The sequence below is a fragment of the [Empedobacter] haloabium genome (genome assembly GCA_008011715.2).
Taxonomy (GTDB): Bacteria; Pseudomonadota; Gammaproteobacteria; order Burkholderiales; family Burkholderiaceae_D; genus Rugamonas; species Rugamonas haloabia.
On sequence record CP136508.1, the window covers coordinates 1,360,791 to 1,379,051 of the forward strand.

Consider the following 18,261-nt stretch of genomic DNA (forward strand, 5'->3'; position numbering starts at 1 on the left):
CGCGGCGCCAAGCTGTCGCGATCAAAACCGGGGTCAGTCCCCTAACGCCGCCGCAGGCAAGCACCGAAGCGAACACTTACCGGGGACAGACCCCAATGCATCGAGCGTCAACGCGCGCTAGAACTTCAGCCGCAAGCCGATCCGGTTTGCCAGCGCCGTCAACCCCAGCATCGCTACCGTCATGACGACCGCATTCAGCAACCCGGGTATACCGCCGCTGGCAAGATACGGCCACCACCAGCGCGGCAGATGCAGCACCGCGGCCAGCTGCTCCCACAAGTCCGGCGCGATGTAGGCGAACAGCGCATTGGTCCCGGCAGGCAGCACGACCACGGTCCAGCGCCGCCAGCCCCACACGTCCACCAGCACGTAACATAGCAGGAACAGCGCCAGCACGATGCCGGCGCATACCAGCGTGTAGGCCGCCGTCGCGTGGATCTTGTTGATGCCGTGGTAGGGCCGCAGCAGCAGGCCGCAGATGAACAGGCCCAGCGCGAACCAGGCCATGAAGCGGATGCGCTCGCGGTGGCCGCCAGCGGCACCGCGCACGAACAGCCGCCCGACGATGGTCCCGGCCAGCACGTTGGCGGCCGTCGATCCCAAGAGCTGGGGCACGTTGACGAAGGCGCTCACCGCGGCCGGCAGCCAGTCCAACGCGCCGGCCGTGCCGCCCAGGTACAGCGCCAGCAGGCCGGCGAGGGCCGCCATCAAGGCCGTGCCGTCGCCCCGCGCGGCCAGGTAGACCAGGCTGCACACCAGGTAGCTCCAGCCGATCATGCCGAGGATGCCCCACCACGTGTGCTGCAGGTAAGGACTGTCGAATTCCGCGTTGAGCGTGCCGCGGAACGACACCAGCAGGAACAGCATCAGCGCGGTACCCAGCCAGAAAGGCCAGGCGCGCGCCCCCTCGTCACGCTGGCGCCACAGCAGCATCATGGCCGCATAAAACAGCAGAAAGTACCAGGGGCGGGACAGCGATGCGCTGGCCGCGTCGTAGCGGTAGGCGTTGGCCAGCACGACCCCTGCCACCATCAGGCTGGCGGCTCGCCACAGCAGGCGGCCCAGCAGGGCGGGCGTTACGTGGCCGACGGCGCGCTGCAGCGCCAGGGGGATGGCGATGCCGACGATGAACAGGAACGCGGGGAAGACGATGTCGGGCAGGGTGATGCCGTCCGCGCGCGGCCCGGCGTGCTCCAGCCAGTAAGGGATGCCCGGCATGCCGGCGATGTAGTTCACCCAGATCATCGCCGCGATGACGCAGCCGCGGAAGGCGTCGAGGCTGACGAGGCGGTTAGCGGGCATGCCTGTCCCCAGGAGTTAAACGGACGTAAAAAAAGCGGGTCAGGCCAAGGCCGTTCCCGCTTTCGCGAAGTACTGCAAAGGCTTACTGGGCAGCCTGCGCCGGTGCGGCGGCGCCGCCGGCCGGACGGTTCACCCACATGATCCAGTAGCGGGCCAGGTCGCCGCGGCCGTCGGTGCCCTGCACGGACTGCAGCGTCTTGATGGCGTCGTCCTTCTTGCCGGCCAGCGCGTACGAGTAGCCCAGGCGCAGCTTGGCGTCTTCCGCGTTCGGCAGGCCGCCCTTGGCGATGCCTTCCTGGATCAGCGCGATGCCCTTGTCGTACTGGCCCATCGTCACGTAGGCATAGCCCAGGTTGATCAGGCCCGTGCCGTTCTTCGACTTGCGCGCCGAGGCTTCGCCGCTGCCGATGTTCTTCATGTCGTCCGCCGCCTGGCGGTCGGCCTGGGCGCGCAGCTTCTTGTGCTTGTCCGCGTTCGGACCCTTGCCCAGCACGCCCGCGTTGAAGCCGGCGTCCAGCGCCTGCTTCGCTTCGATCGGCTGGCCGGCCAGCAGGGCCAGGTCGGCCATCTCGGCATAGTCTTCCGCCGACATCTTCGACACGGCGGCTTTCTGCAGGCGGTACACGTCCAGCGCGAAGCGGGTCGAGTAGGTGGCCTTGCCCTGGGTGCGGCTCAGGAGGTCGATCCAGTAGTCGTCGTTCGGGTAGTAGCGCACCAGGTTTTCCACGGCCAGCAGGTAGGTGGCCTGGTCCTTGGTCTTGGCGCCGGTATTCGCCAGCAGCTGCAGTTCCTCCAGCTTCGGCGCCTGGCCGGCCTTCTGCGCCGCCTCCAGGTCCTTCATCAGCTCCGTCTTGGCGGTGGCGAAGTCGTTGCTGAAGTAATGGGCGCGGATGATGTAAGGACGCATCTTGTTATCGCCGGTCTCCGTCTGGTAGCGGTTGAACCAGGTGATGGCCTTCTGGTAGTCCTTGGCGTTGTAGTACATATTGCCCAGCGCGGCGATGAAGTCGCGCTGCTCGGACGGCTGCAGCTTGCCCGAGTTGATGACGGCTTCCAGCGCGGTCGTCGTCATCTGGTTGTTGTTGGTGGCCGAACCCAGCGAGATGCGCATGCGGTTCAGCACGAAGTTTTCGTAGACGGTCTTGTTGGGCAGCGCCTCGGCCTGATCCAGGCGGCTCTGCACCTCGGCGTAGTTCTTCGCCTCCAGCAGGGCCTTGATCTGGGCCGGCTCCACCAGCTTGTAGATCTCCGGGCGCACGGAATCCTTCGGCGCCTCGGCGGCCGGAGCCGCGGCCTTGTCCTGGGCGAGGGCGGCAGGGGTCAGCGCGGGAACAGCGGACAGGCCGATGGCAGCCAGGAGCAGGCTAATGCGAGCGATACGGAACTGAGGCATGATGAAATGATCCTTCAATCAAGTAGACAAACACTTATTGTCCCATAAAATTGCCCGCAACCGTGGTTCAAATGGACAGTTTTGTAACACCCTGTTTCAGCGCGCGTCCCTCCGCGTCGAACACGTGAACGGCCCCCGGCGGCAGGTGCAGCGCAATGGCGTCGCCGGGCCGCGGCACCGGCCCGTCGGCCGCGTGCCGCAGGGCGATCGGCGCCGTCGCGCCGGGCGCGGTGGCATGTACCAGCAGTTGGTCGCCCAGGTACTCGACGTGGCTGACGACGCCCTCCAGGCGGTTGCCCGCGTCCGCGCCGGCCACCCGCACGTGCTCCGGCCGAATACCGATGGTTACAAGGGCGCCAGGCGCCGCAGCGTCCGCGTGGATGCCGGTGGCTAGCTGCGCGCCGTCGGCCAGCCGCACGGTCAGTGTGTCCGCCGCGGCGGCCACGCTGGCGTCGATCCGGTTCATCTTCGGCGTGCCCAGGAAGCCCGCGACGAACAGATTGGCCGGCTCGTTGTACAACTGCCGGGGCGTGCCGACCTGCTCGATGCGGCCGCCGTTGAACACGACGATGCGCTCGCCCAGGGTCATGGCCTCGACCTGATCGTGCGTCACGTAGATCATCGTCGTCTTCAGTTGCGCGTGCAGGCGCGCCAGCTCCATGCGCATCTGCACGCGCAGGCTGGCGTCCAGGTTCGACAGCGGTTCGTCGAACAGGAACAGGCCGGGCTGGCGCACGATGGCGCGGCCGATCGCCACGCGCTGGCGCTGGCCGCCCGACAGCTCCTTGGGACGGCGCGCCAGCAGGTGGCCGATCTGCAGCACGTCGGCGGCCTGCTGCACGGCGGCGCGGATCGCATCCTTCTTTTGTCCCGCCAGCTGCAGCGCGAACGCCATGTTGTCGTACACCGTCATGTGCGGATACAGCGCATAGGACTGGAACACCATGGCGAGGTCGCGCCGTGCCGGCGGCACGTCGTTGGCGAGGCGGCCGCCGATGTGCAGCTCGCCGCCGCTGATTTCCTCCAGCCCGGCGATCATGCGCAGCAGGGTGGACTTGCCGCAGCCGGATGGGCCCACGAAGACGACGAATTCGCCGTCGCGGATGTCCAGGTCGACACCGTGGATGACGGCGTGCTCGCCATAACGCTTGGCGAGCTTGCGCAGCGACAGGGCCGCCATCAGCCGGCCGCCGCCTGCCTGGCCTCGACTTCGGCCGGCGGTTCGGGCTGCGCGCGCGGCGTCAACGGAATGAACAGCGCCAGCACCGTCACGGGGATGGCGCACACCAGTACCCAGATGAAGAAGTGCTGGTAGCCCAGCGCGGCCTGGATCGCGCCGCTGAAATACTTGAACAGCACGAAGCCCAGCTGCATCACGCCGGTGGACAGGGCATAGTGCGCCGTCTGGTATTTGCCTGGCGCGACCACCTGCATCATGTACAGGATGACGCCGACGAAGCCGAAGCCGTAGCCGAACATCTCCAGGCTCAGGGCCGCGCCGATCACGGTCAGGTCGGTCGGCAGCCAGGTGGACAGGAAGTAGAACACGAGGTTCGGCAGGTTCACCGCCAGGATCAGGAAGATCATCGCGCGGCGCAGGCTGAGCCACGAGGTGAAATAGCCACCCGCGATCGAGCCGACGATGAAGGCGATCGTGCCACCGGTACCGTACACGGTGCCGACCTGCCCGGTCGACAGGCCCAGGCCGCCCTTGTCCAGCGCATCGCGCAGGAACAGCGGGCCGATGGTCTGTACCTGCGCCTCGCCGGCGCGGAACAGGATGATGAACAGGATCGACATCCAGATGCCCGGCTTCCTGAAGTAATCGACGATGACTTCCCACAAGGTGCCGGCGATGCCAGCCACGGTGGTGTTTTCGCTGACGGGATTCTTCGCCAGCGGCAGCACCCAGCTGTGATACGCCGCCAGCGCCACCATCGTGATGGCCAGGATGATGAAGATGGTCGTCCATGCCGCCACGATGCCCTGCGACTTTTCCAGGTGGCCCGCCAGGATGACGAGGCCGCCCAGCGCGATGAAGCGGCCGGCGTTGAAGAAGGTGCCGGTCCAGCCGGCATACTGGGCCTGCTGCTTTTGCGTCAGGCTGGTGATGTAGACGCCGTCGCAGGCGATGTCGTGGGTGGCCGAGCTGATGCCCACGCAGGCCAGCATCGCCACGCTGGCCGCCAGCCAGAAGGGCAGGTGCAGGGCGAGTGCCACCAGCGCGAAGAACAGGCCGCAGGCCAGCTGGAACGTGACGACGACGAGCTTCTTGCTGCTGGCCAGTTCCAGGAAGGGGCTCCACAGCGGCTTGAAGATCCAGGCCATGCCGATGTAGGCGGTCCAGTGCGCGATGTCCTCGTTGGGCACGCCCATGCTCTTGAACATCATGCTGGCGATCAGGGCCACCGAGAAGAACGGCAGGCCCTGGGCCAGGTACATCGTCGGCACCCACGTCAGCGGGCTCTTTTGCTTTTCCATGTTTTCCTCGTCTCGTCTGCGTTTTTCTTGTCACTTATTTGACCGCGCCGTCCATGCCGCGCATGAAGAAGCGCTGCGCGAACAGGAAGGCTGCCAGCGTGGGCAGGATCGTCAGGATCGTGCCCGCCGCGACCACGCGGGTGCTGCTGCCGAACGTGCCGCGCAGGTACAGCACGCCCACCGACAGCGGGAACTCGTCGGGTTTGCTCATCACGATGGACGGCCAGATGTACTCGTTCCATGACTCCACCGCCGTCAGGATGCCCACGGTAGCCAGCCAGGGTGCGACCAGCGGCAGCATGATGCGGGTGAAGATCGTCCATTCGGAGGCGCCTTCCACGCGCGCCGCGTCGATCAGGTCCTGCGGCACTTCCTCGAAGGCCTGCTTCAAGAGCAGGATGGCGACGGCCGTCACCACGTTCGGCAGGATCACGCCGGTGTAGGTATCGACCAGCGACAGCTTGGTCACCGTGATGAAGTTGACGAGGAAGTTGACCTCGGACGGCAGCACCAGGGTCGCCAGGATCAGGCCGAATACCAGCTTGCGGCCCCTGAAGTGCATGCGCGCCAGCGGATAGGCGGCCATCGAGCAGAAGAGCAGCTTCCACAGCACCGTGCAGGCGGCGATGAGGACGGAGTTGCGGAAGAAGTCCCACAGCGGGATCACGCGGAACACCTCGGCGAAGTTGGCCAGCGACGGCGCCTTCGGCCAGAACGTGGGCGGGAACGCGAACACATTGCCCTCGGTGGACAGGGCCGTGACCAGCGTCCACCAGAACGGAAAGACGCACAGCAGCGCGATGGCGACCAGCGCCAGGTAGTGGAGGGTGGTTTTCATCGGTGCTTGGGTTTGAGCCAGCGCAGGCAGCACAGCGCCACGCCTATGCACAGCAGCGAGACCACGAAGCTGGCCGCCAGCGCGCGCGGCAGCTTCAGGTGCTTCAGGCCCTGGTCGTAGGCGTAGTACAGCGCCGTGAAGGTCGAGTTCATCGGGCCGCCCTGGGTCAGCACGTCCACCTCCTGGTAGGCCTTCAGCGCGGCCAGTACCGACAGGATGGTGCAGACGGCGATCGTCGGGCGCAGCATCGGCACGGTGATCTTCCAGAAGCGCTGCCAGCGGTTGGCGCCGTCCAGGACGGCCGCCTCCTGCATGTCCGCCGGCACGGCCTGCAGGGCCGCCAGGTACATCACCATGTACCAGCCCAGGCCGCGCCACATCGTCACGAACATGATGGCGAACAGCGCGATGCCATCGTGCGACAGCCAGCCGACCGGCGCGTCCACCGCGCGCATCAGCAGCAGCACATAGTTCAGCGTGCCCTGTTCGTGGAACATGAAGCCCCACATGATGCCGACCACGGAGACCGTCGTCACGACGGGCACGTAGAAGGCGGCGCGGAACAGGCGGATGCCGGGCAGCTGGTTGTTGACGAGCACCGCCAGCGCCAGGGCGCCGACCTGCACGCACGGCACCATCAAGAGGAACAGTACGGAGTTGACGAGGCCCATGACGAACATCTCGTTGCCGAAGATGTAGCGGAAGTTGTCCAGGCCGACCCAATGCGTGGGGCGGATCAGGCTGTAGTCGGTGAACGCGAGGTAGGAGCCGAAGCCGACGGGCCAGAAGGAGAACACGGCCAGCAGCACTAGGGCCGGGGCCAGGAACAGCCAGGCGGTGAGGGTGGTGCGGGAAGTCAAGGTGCCACCATCATGTTCGAGACCCCAGAACCGAAAACTGGGGTCAGACCCGACGGGTCTGACCCCGGCTTTAAGCCGTTGGGTGTGTAATGCGTCTGCGGCACTTGTTGTCCGAACTGTTTGGTCAGCTTGCGATTCCAGATCGCGACAGCCTGGTCCAGCGCCTGCTGGATATCCTGCCGCCCCGTGACACCGGCTTCGACGGCTTTCACCAGCGTGCGCCGCAATTCGTCGTAGTCGGTCACGCCGGCTACGTACAGGGTGTGCGAATGCGGCATCGAGACGGCGCCGGCCGCCACCGCCTTTTCGGCCGCGCCGGCACCCGGCGGCACCGTCGTGAAGAACGGATCGGACGCGGCGCGTGCGGCGGCCGGGAACACACTGGCGGCCTTGGCAAAGGCCAGTTGGTTGGCATCGTTCGTCAAGTAGCGCGCGAACTTGCCGACCGCTGGCAGCAACGCCTTGTCGACGCCGGCCGGCACGCCGAAGTGGATCAGCCAGCCGCCGTCGGCGATGCCGGTCGGGCCCAGCGGAGCCGGCGCGACGTCGGTCACGGCATAAACATCCTTGGCGTCGAGCGCGATGCGGCCGACGGCCGTCGGTGGCGCCAGCAGCATGCCCAGGCGCCCGCCCTTGTAGGCGTCGATCGCGGCGGGGAAGTTATCCTCGGCGAACAGGCTGTCCTTCAGCAGGCCGCCCACCTTGTAGGTGTCGGCCAGCTTGCGGATCAGCGCCACGTGGGCGGGCGAGTTGAACACGGCGCGGCCGTTGCGAATCACATCCAGGCCCTGCTGCATCATCAGGCCGTCGATCTTGGCCAGGGCGGGGCACAGGCCGGCCTTGCCGGTGCGCTGGGCGATCTGGCGCGCAAACGCCAGCTGCTCGTCCAGGCTGCGCGGCGGATGGGGAATGCCGGCCGCTTGAAAAATCGTCCGGTTGTAGGCGATGACGGCCACGTTGCTGTACAGCGGGAAGCCGTAGGTCTTGCCGCCGAACGTCAGGTCCTGCAGGGTGCTGGGCAGGTAGCGCGCGCGCTCGGGCACCAGCAGTGCATCGACCGGCTGCAGCAGGCCGTCGCGGGCGAATTCGTCCGCCCACGGCACGTTCAGGTTGACCAGCGCCGGCGGCGTGCCGGCGACGATGCGGGTCACCAGTTTGGTCTGGATGATGTCCCAGGGGAAGTCGACCCATTCGACCTTCACGCCCGGGTTGGCCGCCTCGTAGCTGCGCACGATGCCGTCGAAGTAGGGCGTGAATTTCGGCTTCATGCTGAACGTCCAGAATTCGATCTTCTGGACCGGGGCCGCCAGGGCACCCGCCGCGAGCAAGGCGCCGGCGAGGATCAGCATGCGCTTCATCGTCGGTTGGCTCAGTTGGCTCAGTTAGTCTTTGTGACTTTCGACAGATGCCTTGGCCGGTCCGGATCGAGCCCGCGTGCGGCCGACAGCTGCGCCGCCATCACGTAGAACGCCTGGATCGCGACGATCGGATCGAGGTCCGGCGTGGCCGCCACCGGCAGGGTCAGGTCGCGCCTGGCCACGTCGGCCGGCGCCGCCAGCAGCACGCGCGCGCCGCGGCCGCGCATCTCGTCGGCCAGCGCCAGGAGGCCGGCCTGGGTCGGGCCGCGCGTGGCGAAGATCAAGAGCGGATAGCCTTCCTCGATCAGCGCCATCGGGCCGTGCTTGATCTCGGCGCCGGAGAAGGCCTCGGCCTGCAGCGCGGAGGTTTCCTTGAACTTCAGCGCCGATTCCAGCGCGATGGGGAAGCTGATGCCGCGGCCGACGACCATGATGTTGCGGGCCGGCGCCAGCACGTCCAGCGCGGCCGACCAGTCGGACTGGCCCGCCGTGTGCAGCGCTTCCGGCAGCGCGGCCAGGCCGTCCTGCAGTTCCGGGTCGTTCTGCCACTGCGCCACCAGGCGCGCACCGGCCACCAGCGAGGTGATGAAGCTCTTGGTCGCGGCCACGCTCTGCTCCTTGCCGGCGCGCAGCGGCATCGCCCATTCGGCGGCCTGCGCCAGCGGCGAATCGATGTCGTTGACGAGTGCCACGGTGGTGGCGCCGCCGTCGCGGAAGTAGCGGATCGGCTCGACCACGTCCGGACTCTGGCCCGATTGCGAGACGGCGATCGTCAAGGTGTCGCGCGTCATCAGCGGCGACTTGTGCAAGGTGACGAGCGACATCGGCAGCGAGGCGACGATGCGGCCGAGGCGCGCCATGATCAGGTAGGCGATGTAGTTGGACGCATGGTCCGAGCTGCCGCGCGCCACCGTCAGCGCGGTGGTGAACGATGTGCTCCTCAGTTTGCGGCCCAGTTCCGCGTAACGCTCCACGTCGTGCGCCAGTTGCAGCGCGACGCATTCGGACGCGGACAGGGCTTCTTTAAGCATCATTGAGGTCACAACGTTCTCCTTCGATATAGACGGCTTTGAGTTTGAGTTCGCGGTCCAGCACGACGAAATCGGACCACGCTCCCGGCGTGATGCGGCCACGGTCTTCCAGGCCCAGGTAATCGGCCGCGTGCGTGGACACGCGCGCGGAGGCGTCGGCCAGGTCCAGGCCCAGGCCGACCAGATTGCGCAGCGCCTGGTCCAGGGTCAGCGTGCTGCCGGCCAGCGTGCCGTCCGGCAGGCGCACGCCGCCCATGCATTTGTGCACCGTGTGCCGGCCCAGCATGTACTCGCCGTCCGGCATGCCGGTGGCCGCGGTGGAATCGGTCACGCAATACAGGCGCGGGATCGCGCGCAGGGCCGTCTTGATGGCGCCCGGATGCACGTGCAGCAGGTCGGGTATCAGTTCGGCGAACTGCGCATGCGCCAGCGCGGCGCCGACCATGCCGGGCTCGCGGTGGTGCAGGCCGCTCATGGCGTTGAACAGGTGCGTGAAGCCGGAAGCGCCGTGCTCCAGCGCGGCCACGCCGTCGTCGTAGGAACCCAGCGTGTGGCCGATCTGCACGCGCATGCCTTCGTTGGCCAGCTCGCGCACCAGGCCCAGGTGGCCGGCGATCTCCGGCGCCACCGTGATCACGCGCAGCGGGGCCAGCGTCTCCAGGCGCTGGACTTCGGCCAGGGTGGCGGCGCGCGCGTAGTTGGGCTGCGCGCCCAGCTTGCCGGCATTGATGTACGGGCCTTCCAGGTGTGCGCCGAGCACGCGCGCCTCGTTCTTGCCGCGCTCCTTGACGGCCTTGCCGATGGCGGCCAGCGCCACGTCGATGTCTTCCGGCGGCGCCGTCATCGTCGTCGCCAGCAGGCTGGTGGTGCCGTGGCGGGCGTGGATCGCCGCGATTTTATGGATCGCGTCGCCGCCCTCCATCACGTCCTTGCCGGCGCCTCCGTGCACGTGCAGGTCGATGAAGCCGGGCAGGACGTAGTCGTCCGCATTGCCCTTCGGGTCGGCGCTCGCGCCATGGATGTCGGCCACCCGGGTGCCGAAGGTGACGGCGCCGTGGATCCAGCCGCCCGGTGTCAGTATGTTTCCTTTGATGGCATCGTTCATCGACGCGACTCCGCTACGAATTCATAGTAATCACTGCGGCACCACGAGTGGGTCAGTTCCACCGCGGCCCCGCTGTCCAGATAGCTCACGCGCGTGATGTGCAGCATGGCGGTGCCAGGGGCGATATTGGCCAGCCTGGCCTGTTCGATATTGGCGTTGATGGCGCGGATGTGCTGCAGTGCGCGCATCGGCACCGTGCCGTTCGCTTCCAGGTAACCGTACAGCGAATCCGTCACGTTGTGCGGGTTCGGCATGTAGGCGGCCGGGATCGTCGACGTCTCGATGGCCATCACCACGTCGTCGGCCGTGCGCAGGCGTTTCAGGCGCGCCACCGGCATGTTCGGCGACAGGCCCAGCGACAGCAGCTCCAGCGGCGCGGCGATGCCGATCTCGCGTTGCAGCCAGCGCGAGCCGGCCGTGAAGCCGCGCTGGCGCAGCTCCTCGGAGAAGCTGGTCAGGCGCGACAGCGGCTGCTCCAGCTTGGGCGTGATGTAGGTGCCCGAGCCGCGCCGGCGCGTCAGCATGCCGCGGTCGCACAGCATGTCGATCGCCTTGCGTGCCGTCACGCGCGAGATCTGCAGCATCTCCGACAGCACGCGCTCGGACGGCAGCGCCTCGTTGGCGCGCCAGTCGCCGCTGGCGATGCCGTCGGACAGCTTGTTCGCCAGTTGCATGTAGAGAGGGGTATCGCTGGACGCATCGGGACGGAAATCGCGCAACTGGGCTAGCACGGCTTACTCCTTCAGTTGTTGTTGGATCAGGCGCAGGGCGCCTTCGGCCGAATCGCCATGGGCCGGTACCACGGCGGCCAGCAGCTCGGGCGGCAGGAAGGGCCGCATCGGTTCGCCCAGGCCACCGCACAGCGCGATCGGCAGGGTGCCGGTGTCGTCCAGCGCCTGGGCGATCAGCGCGACCTGGCGGCCCGCTTCGAGCATGATGGCGCGCGCCGGCTCGGCGCTGTCGGCGAACTGCAGCACGATGCGCGCCAGCTGGGCGTATTGGGTCTGGCTGGCGTTGGCCAGCCACACCTGGATGCGGTCGCGGCTGCCGCCGCAGGCCTCGATGACGGCATCGGCAAAGGCGTTGCCGGGCACGCGGCCGTCCACCACCTGCTGCACGTGGTTGACGGCGCGCAGGCCGATCCAGGCGCCGCCCGCTTCGTCGCCGGCCGGGAAGCCCCAGCCGCCGACCTGGCGGCGGCTGCCGTCCGGGTACAGGACTTCCCCCACGCTGCCGGTGCCCAGCGCGATGATGGCGCCGGGCTGGCCGGCATGCGCGCCCAGCACCGTGGAATAGGCATCCGTTTCCAGCGCCACGGCGGCATAGCCGGGATTGGCGGCAATGAAGTTGGCGGCCCATTGCGGATTGTGCACGCCGGCCAGGCCCAGGCCCACTGCCAGCGCGCTGCGCCCGGGCTGGGGCAGGGCGGCGGCGGCGAAGGCGGCCGCGATCGCCTCTTCGACGGACTTCCACGCGTTCTGGATGCCGTGCAGCAGGCCGGACGGGCCGGCGCTGCCTTCGGCCAGCAGCGTGCCGTCGGGGCGGGCCAGGCGCACCCGCGTGCCGCTGCCGCCGCCATCGACACCGATGAGATATTCGATCATGTTGACTGTGGTTGTGAGGAGCTGTGGGGCACTATACGGGCGTGCAAACCAGCTTGTCAACAGGTATTTAACTGGTATTGAAAGATGTTGTTAATACGACTAACTGCTGTGCTTGGATGCTGAGATAAGCCATTGATCCTTATGGGATTAGCGCAAAACGTAATGGTATTGAAGTTGGTATTCGATGTGACCGGTTGAGCTAATACCAGCGGGCGCGCCGGCAAAACTGCCCGGTCGCGACCGGGCATCGTGCGGCCACGGCGCGGCGCGGTCAGTCGGCGGCGGCGCCCTCGTGGATGCCGCGGCGGTCCACCAGCACCAGCCGCGCCTGGCCCGGCTGCCCTTTCGGGGCCGCCTGGCGCGACTGCGTTTCGATCTTGCCGCGCACGTTCACGGTAGCGCTGCCGGGGCCGCGGACCGTGATGTTGGCCTGGTCCGCCTGCAGGGCACGGCCGTCCAGGCTGCCCGAGCCCGTCAGCTGCGCGGCCAGCGTGCCCGTCCTGCCGTGCAGCGTGACGGCGGCCGGGCCGTTCATCGTCAGCCTGGCGCTGCGCGTTTCCAGCCGCGCCGCCAGGCCGCCCGAGCCGTTCAGCTCGCCATCGAGGCTGTCGCTGACGCGCTGCAGTTCGATGTTGCCGGGGCCGGTCGCGCGCAGCACGGCACGGCCCACCTGCAGGTCCTGGCCGTCCAGGTCGCCCGAGCCGCTGACGTCGGCATCCAGGCTGTCCGTGCTGCCGGCCAGGGTGGCGCTGCCGGGGCCGCTCAGCACGACGCGCAGGCGCTGCGTCCGCAGGCCGCGCGCTTCCAGGTCACCCGAGCCGTGCACCTCGGCCTGCATCTGGCGGATGGTGCCGCTGACGCAGGCATTGCCGGGGCCGGACAACGTGGCGCTGGCCGCCTCGACGGCCAGGTCGCAGGCCTCCAGATCGCCCGACCCTTGCACCGTCGCGCGGATTTCCTTGCTGCGTCCATGCAGGGACAGGTTGCCAGGCCCGCGCACGGTGGCCGTCACGACGTCGGTGCGCAGCTCGGTCGCGTCCAGGTCGCCCGAGCCGGTCAGTTCCGCGGCCAGTTCGCGGCTGACGCCGGCCGCCGCCACGTTGCCGGGACCGCTCAACTGCGCGCGCAGGGTGGTCGGGCGCAACTGGCGCACGTCGACGTCGCCGCTGCCCGTCACGCGCAACGTCAGCTCGCCGACGATGCCGGCCGCGCGCACGTCGCCCGGGCCGGCCGCGGTCAGCAGCAGGCGCTCGCCCTGGAAGTGCGTCAGCTCGACATCGCCGCTGCCACCGTTCTTCAGGCTGCGCAGTTGCGGCGCGCCGATGACGAGCGTGACCGCTTCGCGCCGCTTGCCGAAGCTGAAGTGCCAGCCGTTGCGCTGGCGCGGCCGCACCACCAGCGTGTCGCGCTCGGTGATGGTTTCCACGTCGGCCAGGTCCGCCGCGGGTCCCGTCAGGCGTATGCCGCGCGGGGCCTGGGTGTCGACCAGCACGTCGAACGGACCCGCCAGTTCGATCGCGCTGAATGCGCCAGGCTGGCGAGTCTCGGTGGCGGTGCGGGGGGTGTCGGCGCCGGCCGGGGCGGCCAGCAGGCAAAGCGTCAGGGGAAGGGCGGTGGCAAGCAGCTTGGTCATGATGTCGGCCATGTCGATTGATGAGTGATGTCAATACGATATGCCAAACGGACCGGCCAGGTGGCCGCCGCGAGATGGACGGCTGGAAACGGGCGGTGGACGGCGCAAAAGCGCCGCCAGGCGGTGCGCTGTTACTTGAAGGTGTCGTTGCGGCCTTTGCGACCGAGGCGGAGCCCGACCAGGACGATGCCGATGGCCAGCATCGGCAGCACGCCCGGTTCCGGAACGGCCGTGGCCGGGCTTGGCGCGGCGGCCGCTGTCACGGCGGAGGTGTCGGCGGCGGCCGGGGTGTCGTCCGCCTGGGTCAGGCCCGGCTGATCGATCACCGGCACCGGTTCGGCGCCCTGGGCGGCGGCGCAGGCGAGCGCCAGGCTGAGAGAGGCGAGCAGGGTTTTCATGGGCGGAAAATGATTGAAGATATTTCTATTATGACACAGATAGTGCAATCATGATAATCAAAACGTGAAAAATGTTGCGTCCAGAAGTAACAGACGGGTGTCCCGGGCTGTCGGGCGCGCGCGGTGGTGTCATAATGGTCGCTGGAGATGCGAGAACATGATCAAGTACTTAGGGACCAGGAAAACCGATGAGGGCGTGACGCTCTACGTCTTCCTGATCAATGGTGCGGAAAAGCAGATACGCGAAAGCGCCCTGAAGCAGTATCCGGGCTGCTACGAAGCGCTGCCAGCCGCCGCCAAGGCCAGGATCAACGCCAATCGCGCATGGCTGCAGAAGCTGTAGTGCGCGCATTGGCGTCGCTCGCGTTCGCCGGCGCGCTGCTGGCGGCCGGCACGGCTGCCGCGGCCGTTCCCACCCACTTCGGCACCGTGCTCGGCAACGGCCTGCTGTGCCGCGACGAGACCTCCAACCGCTACTATTTCGATTACATGGTGCGCTTCTTCGGCCAGCCCTACAAGCGCGAAGGCGGCGCCTACTGGTTCCGCACGCCCGAGGCCACGCTGTGGGGCTTCCCCATCCGCGAGGTAATGGTCAGCGACGAAAGCTGGCCCTACAGCTTCGTTGGCGCACTGGCCGACGCGACGCCGGAAAAGCTGGAAGCGGCGATTGCTGCCCAGGATGGCGTGCGCTATGCGAAAATCGACCGTTCCAGGTACCCGGTGCGCGAAACGCGGACGGGCGGTCGCATCGTCTATGCCAACCGCCAGGCAAAGATCTACTGCGCCAAGTTCAAGCCGTTGCCGCTGCCGCCCGCGCTGCGCTAGGGACCCCCAACGACAGGGTGTTCATGTACACGCAACATTTTCAGCTGAAACAATCCCCGTTTTCCATCGCGCCCGACCCGCGCTACCTGTTCATGAGCGAGCGCCACCGCGAGGCGCTGGCCCACCTGCTGTATGGCGTCGGCAGCGGCGGCGGCTTCGTGCTGCTGACCGGCGAGATCGGCGCCGGCAAGACCACCGTGTGCCGCTGCTTCATCGAGCAGATTCCCGCCAACTGCCGGCTGGCCTATATCTTCAATCCCAAGCTGTCGGTGGAGGAGCTGCTGCTGTCGATCTGCGACGAGCTGGGCATCGAGCTGCCGGCCGACGGCGGCGACAAGGTCAGCATCAAGGGCTACGTCGACGCGATCAACCGCCACCTGCTGGCCAACCACGCCCAGGGCCTGAACAACGTACTGGTCATCGACGAGGCGCAGAACCTGGCGCCCGCCGTGCTGGAGCAACTGCGCCTGTTGACGAACCTGGAGACGAGCGAGCGCAAGCTGCTGCAGATCATCCTGATCGGCCAGCCCGAGTTGCGCGCGATGCTGGCCCGGCCCGAGCTGGAGCAGCTGGCGCAGCGCGTTATCGCGCGCTATCACCTGGGTTCGCTGACGGTGGACGAGACGGGGCAGTACATCGCGCACCGGCTGGCTGTCGCGGGCGCGACGGGACCGTCGCCGTTCCCGGCTGGATTGAGCGGACTCGTGCACCAGCTGACCAAGGGCGTGCCGCGCCGCATCAACCTGCTGTGCGACCGTGCGCTGCTGGGTGCCTACGTGGAGAACCGGCGCCAGGTGACGGCCCGCATCCTGCGCCGCGCCGCCACCGAGGTGTTCGGCGGCGAGGCGACGCGCACCTTGCGCCGGCCCTGGCTGATCGGCGCGGCCGGTGTGCTGACCGGCGCGGTGCTGACGGCCGCCGCCGCGTGGCAGTTGGCGCCGGCGCCGGTGGCGCAGCCGGCCAGCGTCAAGGGCGCCCCTGCCGTGCCGGTGCTGGCGGCGGACGACTACGACGGCCACCTGCACCGGCTGGCCGGGCTGTGGGGTGTCACGCCCGGCCACGGCGAGCCCTGCGCCACCGCGGCGCGCGAGGACTTGCGCTGCCTGCAGGGTAGGGCCAGCCTGGACGAACTGCGCCGGCTCGACCGGCCCGCCGTGCTGCGGCTGGGCAGTGCCACGGCGCCCACGTATGCGCTGCTGACGGCGCTGGACGGCCAGCAGGCCACGCTGGAGCTGGGCGGGCGGCGCCAGCGGCTGCCGCTGGCGGAGCTGGAACGCCGCTACGACGGCAGCTACACGACGTTCTGGCGCGCCCAGAGAACGTGGCGCGACGAGCTGGGCGCCGGCGCACGCGGGCCGGACGTGGACTGGCTGGCGCGGCGGCTGGCCGAGCAGCGTGGCGAGAGCGCGCCGCGCGAGGGCGCGGCGCTGGACGGTGCCGTGCTGCGCTGGCTGCGCGAATTCCAGGCCGCCCAACACCTGAAGGCGGACGGGGTGGCCGGGCCGAAGACGTTCATCCGCCTGAGCCAGCTGGCCGGCGTGCGCGAGCCGCGCCTGGCCGCCGGAGGAAAATAATGTCCTATATTCTCGAAGCCTTGAAAAAAGCCGAGGCGGAGCGCCAGCTGGGCGCCACGCCGACGCTCCATGCGCCCGTGCTGGAGGGCGGGGCGCCGCGCGCCACCATGCTGCGCAAGCCGCTGGTGGCCGCCGTCGGTGCGCTGGCCGCCGCGATCGCGGTGCTGGCCGCGGTGCTGTGGCAGCGGGCCCCGGCCGTTACGCCGCCGGCGCCCGTGGCCGCGGCCACGGCGGCGCCAGCGGCCGCCCCTGCCAACGTCGTTGCAGCCAGGGGCGCGGCGACCGCCACCGTGCCGATTGCCGCGCCCGCAGCCGCGCCGGGCACGGTGCCTGCCGCGCCTCCCGCTGCGCCGGCCGTGCCGCCGTCCCCCGTCGTTGCCTCCGCGCCGCCAGGGCCGCCATCGCCCGTCGTCGCCGCGCCGCCGGCCGCCGCACCGGCAGCACCGGCCAAGGCCGAGCCGGCCGCACCGGCGGCGAAGCCGGCCGAGGAACCGGCGCAGGCGCTGGCCGACCTGCCCGAGCCGATCCGCCGCGCGATCCCGCCGTTCTCGATGGACGGCTACATGTACTCGGCCAACCCGGCCGACCGGCTGATCCTGATCGACAAGGTACTGCGCCGCGAAGGCGACGAGGTGGCGCCCGGGCTGGTGCTGGAAAAGCTGCTGCCGAAAGGGGCGGTGTTCAGCTTCCGCGGCTACCGCTACCGCGTATCGTTCTGACCACGCACGATTGCGCCGTCATCGGGCCGTCATAACAGTTCGTCATGCTTGTCGTATTGGCAAATACGACAGGAGTTTTCGATGAAGCTGAACATGTTGTCCCTGCTGGTCGCCGCCGTGCTGCCCGCCCACGCCGCCGCCATCTCGCCCGATCGTGCCGCCACGGAGCCCGGCAGCCTGATCGTGCTGCTGGCCATCGTCGTGCTGATCTGCCTGGCCACCGGCGGCGGCAAGGACGGCCCGTTCCGCCCCGAGTGACGCCGCGCGCCCGGCGCGCCCTTCCGTGCTCGGTATAATGGCCGGCAAACCAACAGGGAGGGCAGATGCATCGCGAACAATCGCCGGCACGGCGCGTCATCGGCGTCGTCGGGCGCTCCGGCAGCGGCAAGACCACGCTGCTGGAAGTCGTCGTCGCCGCGCTGGCGGGACGGGGACTGAAGGTCAACGTCATCAAGCACAGCCACCACGACCTGGAACTGGAGCCGCCACGCAAGGACAGCGCGCGCATGCGCCTGGCGGGCGCGGCCGAGGTGATGGTCGCTTCCCCGTATCGCTTTGCCATCGTGCACGAGTTGCGCGGCGCTCCCGAGCCCGGCCTGGACGAGCAGCTGGCCCGGCTGGCTCCCGCCGACCTGACCCTGGTGGAAGGCTTCAAGTCCTGGCCGCTGCCTAAGCTGGAGGTATACCGCGCCGCCGTCGGCCAGCCGCCGCTGTACCCCCACGATCCGCTGATCGCGGCGGTCGCCTCCGACAGCCCCCGTCCCGCCGACGCGCCTCCCGAGCTGGCTTGGCTGGACCTGAACGCGTCGGCAACCGTGCTGGCCTGGCTGGACCGGCAGCTGGACCTCAAGTTTTCCGCCAACCTGCCGTAACCGATACAGGGCACAAGGCAAACGGAGGCGATCATGGATGTAATGGGTATTGCAAAGCTGGCGACGTCGATCGCCGAGACGGGCGTCAAGCAGGAAGTCGGCATCACGATGCTGAAGAAGGCGCAGGAGGCCCAGGCCGCCAGCGCCGCCGCGCTGATCGCGGCCCTGCCGCAGCCGGCCGCCAACCTGCCGCCGCACCTGGGCAATCACGTCAACACGACGGCCTGACTTTTCATTAGAATCGCTCTTCCTGGGCAGCATCCGCCGC

20 protein-coding genes are annotated in these 18,261 nt (G+C 68.3%); 7 read left to right on the top strand and 13 right to left on the bottom strand.

Annotated features, from left to right (window positions below; translation table 11 throughout):
- Positions 1 to 117: 117 nt before the first annotated feature.
- The 13 genes from E7V67_005950 to E7V67_006010 form a co-directional block, all read right to left on the bottom strand.
- On the bottom strand, positions 118 to 1,302 hold the full coding sequence (locus E7V67_005950; protein ID WUR14647.1) for a DUF5009 domain-containing protein: 1,185 nt from the start codon (positions 1,300 to 1,302) through the stop codon (positions 118 to 120).
- Positions 1,303 to 1,384: 82 nt separating this feature from the next.
- Entirely contained in the window at positions 1,385 to 2,695 is a 1,311-nt protein-coding gene (locus E7V67_005955) for a tetratricopeptide repeat protein (GenBank protein WUR14648.1), read from the bottom strand.
- Between the two features lie 67 nt (positions 2,696 to 2,762).
- Positions 2,763 to 3,875 (bottom strand): sn-glycerol-3-phosphate ABC transporter ATP-binding protein UgpC, encoded by a 1,113-nt coding sequence (ugpC, locus tag E7V67_005960; protein ID WUR14649.1) that lies wholly within the window; start codon positions 3,873 to 3,875, stop codon positions 2,763 to 2,765.
- Entirely contained in the window at positions 3,875 to 5,176 is a 1,302-nt protein-coding gene (locus E7V67_005965; GenBank protein WUR14650.1) for an MFS transporter, read from the bottom strand. The genes ugpC and E7V67_005965 overlap by 1 nt, the downstream gene beginning before the upstream one ends.
- A gap of 34 nt (positions 5,177 to 5,210) precedes the next feature.
- Complete coding sequence (locus E7V67_005970) at positions 5,211 to 6,014, bottom strand: carbohydrate ABC transporter permease (protein ID WUR14651.1); 804 nt, start codon at positions 6,012 to 6,014, stop codon at positions 5,211 to 5,213.
- The gene (locus tag E7V67_005975; protein ID WUR14652.1) at positions 6,011 to 6,874 is read right to left on the bottom strand and encodes a sugar ABC transporter permease; all 864 of its coding nucleotides are present in this window, start codon (positions 6,872 to 6,874) and stop codon (positions 6,011 to 6,013) included. The genes E7V67_005970 and E7V67_005975 overlap by 4 nt, the downstream gene beginning before the upstream one ends.
- On the bottom strand, positions 6,871 to 8,223 hold the full coding sequence (locus tag E7V67_005980; GenBank protein WUR14653.1) for an extracellular solute-binding protein: 1,353 nt from the start codon (positions 8,221 to 8,223) through the stop codon (positions 6,871 to 6,873). Before E7V67_005980 ends, E7V67_005975 begins: the two co-directional genes overlap by 4 nt.
- Before the next feature lie 29 nt (positions 8,224 to 8,252).
- Positions 8,253 to 9,266 (bottom strand): SIS domain-containing protein, encoded by a 1,014-nt coding sequence (locus E7V67_005985; protein WUR14654.1) that lies wholly within the window; start codon positions 9,264 to 9,266, stop codon positions 8,253 to 8,255.
- A complete protein-coding gene (nagA, locus tag E7V67_005990) occupies positions 9,256 to 10,368 on the bottom strand; it encodes an N-acetylglucosamine-6-phosphate deacetylase (GenBank protein WUR14655.1) in 1,113 nt (370 codons plus the stop codon). The genes E7V67_005985 and nagA overlap by 11 nt, the downstream gene beginning before the upstream one ends.
- Positions 10,365 to 11,099, bottom strand: a complete 735-nt coding sequence (locus E7V67_005995) for a GntR family transcriptional regulator (protein WUR14656.1) — start codon at positions 11,097 to 11,099, stop codon at positions 10,365 to 10,367. Before E7V67_005995 ends, nagA begins: the two co-directional genes overlap by 4 nt.
- 3 nt (positions 11,100 to 11,102) lie before the next feature.
- Positions 11,103 to 11,972 (bottom strand): BadF/BadG/BcrA/BcrD ATPase family protein, encoded by an 870-nt coding sequence (locus E7V67_006000; GenBank protein WUR14657.1) that lies wholly within the window; start codon positions 11,970 to 11,972, stop codon positions 11,103 to 11,105.
- A gap of 271 nt (positions 11,973 to 12,243) precedes the next feature.
- A complete protein-coding gene (locus tag E7V67_006005) occupies positions 12,244 to 13,605 on the bottom strand; it encodes a DUF2807 domain-containing protein (GenBank protein WUR14658.1) in 1,362 nt (453 codons plus the stop codon).
- Positions 13,606 to 13,736: 131 nt separating this feature from the next.
- On the bottom strand, positions 13,737 to 14,003 hold the full coding sequence (locus E7V67_006010; protein ID WUR14659.1) for a PEP-CTERM sorting domain-containing protein: 267 nt from the start codon (positions 14,001 to 14,003) through the stop codon (positions 13,737 to 13,739).
- Between the two features lie 157 nt (positions 14,004 to 14,160).
- On the opposite strand from E7V67_006010, the gene E7V67_006015 reads away from it, so the two are divergent.
- From E7V67_006015 to E7V67_006045, 7 genes are all read left to right on the top strand, one after another.
- On the top strand, positions 14,161 to 14,346 hold the full coding sequence (locus E7V67_006015; GenBank protein WUR14660.1) for a hypothetical protein: 186 nt from the start codon (positions 14,161 to 14,163) through the stop codon (positions 14,344 to 14,346).
- The gene (locus E7V67_006020) at positions 14,328 to 14,828 is read left to right on the top strand and encodes a hypothetical protein (GenBank protein WUR14661.1); all 501 of its coding nucleotides are present in this window, start codon (positions 14,328 to 14,330) and stop codon (positions 14,826 to 14,828) included. The genes E7V67_006015 and E7V67_006020 overlap by 19 nt, the downstream gene beginning before the upstream one ends.
- A 23-nt stretch (positions 14,829 to 14,851) precedes the next feature.
- Positions 14,852 to 16,402, top strand: coding sequence for an AAA family ATPase (locus E7V67_006025; protein ID WUR14662.1), 1,551 nt, complete (start codon positions 14,852 to 14,854; stop codon positions 16,400 to 16,402).
- Positions 16,402 to 17,121 (top strand): general secretion pathway protein GspB, encoded by a 720-nt coding sequence (locus E7V67_006030; protein ID WUR14663.1) that lies wholly within the window; start codon positions 16,402 to 16,404, stop codon positions 17,119 to 17,121. The genes E7V67_006025 and E7V67_006030 overlap by 1 nt, the downstream gene beginning before the upstream one ends.
- 81 nt (positions 17,122 to 17,202) lie before the next feature.
- On the top strand, positions 17,203 to 17,379 hold the full coding sequence (locus tag E7V67_006035; protein ID WUR14664.1) for a hypothetical protein: 177 nt from the start codon (positions 17,203 to 17,205) through the stop codon (positions 17,377 to 17,379).
- Positions 17,380 to 17,444: 65 nt separating this feature from the next.
- Positions 17,445 to 17,993 (top strand): molybdopterin-guanine dinucleotide biosynthesis protein B, encoded by a 549-nt coding sequence (mobB, locus tag E7V67_006040; GenBank protein WUR14665.1) that lies wholly within the window; start codon positions 17,445 to 17,447, stop codon positions 17,991 to 17,993.
- A 33-nt stretch (positions 17,994 to 18,026) separates the two neighbouring features.
- A complete protein-coding gene (locus tag E7V67_006045) occupies positions 18,027 to 18,221 on the top strand; it encodes a YjfB family protein (GenBank protein ID WUR14666.1) in 195 nt (64 codons plus the stop codon).
- Positions 18,222 to 18,261 lie beyond the last annotated feature (40 nt).

Coding starts and splice junctions, on each gene's coding strand:
- E7V67_005950 (WUR14647.1), bottom strand. CDS start 1,302: ATGCCCGCTAACCGCCTCGTCAGCCTCGACGCCTTCCGCGGCTGCGTC.
- E7V67_005955 (WUR14648.1), bottom strand. CDS start 2,695: ATGCCTCAGTTCCGTATCGCTCGCATTAGCCTGCTCCTGGCTGCCATC.
- ugpC (WUR14649.1), bottom strand. CDS start 3,875: ATGGCGGCCCTGTCGCTGCGCAAGCTCGCCAAGCGTTATGGCGAGCAC.
- E7V67_005965 (WUR14650.1), bottom strand. CDS start 5,176: ATGGAAAAGCAAAAGAGCCCGCTGACGTGGGTGCCGACGATGTACCTG.
- E7V67_005970 (WUR14651.1), bottom strand. CDS start 6,014: ATGAAAACCACCCTCCACTACCTGGCGCTGGTCGCCATCGCGCTGCTG.
- E7V67_005980 (WUR14653.1), bottom strand. CDS start 8,223: ATGCTGATCCTCGCCGGCGCCTTGCTCGCGGCGGGTGCCCTGGCGGCC.
- E7V67_005985 (WUR14654.1), bottom strand. CDS start 9,266: ATGATGCTTAAAGAAGCCCTGTCCGCGTCCGAATGCGTCGCGCTGCAA.
- nagA (WUR14655.1), bottom strand. CDS start 10,368: ATGAACGATGCCATCAAAGGAAACATACTGACACCGGGCGGCTGGATC.
- E7V67_006000 (WUR14657.1), bottom strand. CDS start 11,972: ATGATCGAATATCTCATCGGTGTCGATGGCGGCGGCAGCGGCACGCGG.
- E7V67_006005 (WUR14658.1), bottom strand. CDS start 13,605: ATGACCAAGCTGCTTGCCACCGCCCTTCCCCTGACGCTTTGCCTGCTG.
- E7V67_006010 (WUR14659.1), bottom strand. CDS start 14,003: ATGAAAACCCTGCTCGCCTCTCTCAGCCTGGCGCTCGCCTGCGCCGCC.
- E7V67_006015 (WUR14660.1), top strand. CDS start 14,161: ATGATCAAGTACTTAGGGACCAGGAAAACCGATGAGGGCGTGACGCTC.
- E7V67_006020 (WUR14661.1), top strand. CDS start 14,328: ATGGCTGCAGAAGCTGTAGTGCGCGCATTGGCGTCGCTCGCGTTCGCC.
- E7V67_006025 (WUR14662.1), top strand. CDS start 14,852: ATGTACACGCAACATTTTCAGCTGAAACAATCCCCGTTTTCCATCGCG.
- E7V67_006030 (WUR14663.1), top strand. CDS start 16,402: ATGTCCTATATTCTCGAAGCCTTGAAAAAAGCCGAGGCGGAGCGCCAG.
- E7V67_006035 (WUR14664.1), top strand. CDS start 17,203: ATGAAGCTGAACATGTTGTCCCTGCTGGTCGCCGCCGTGCTGCCCGCC.
- mobB (WUR14665.1), top strand. CDS start 17,445: ATGCATCGCGAACAATCGCCGGCACGGCGCGTCATCGGCGTCGTCGGG.
- E7V67_006045 (WUR14666.1), top strand. CDS start 18,027: ATGGATGTAATGGGTATTGCAAAGCTGGCGACGTCGATCGCCGAGACG.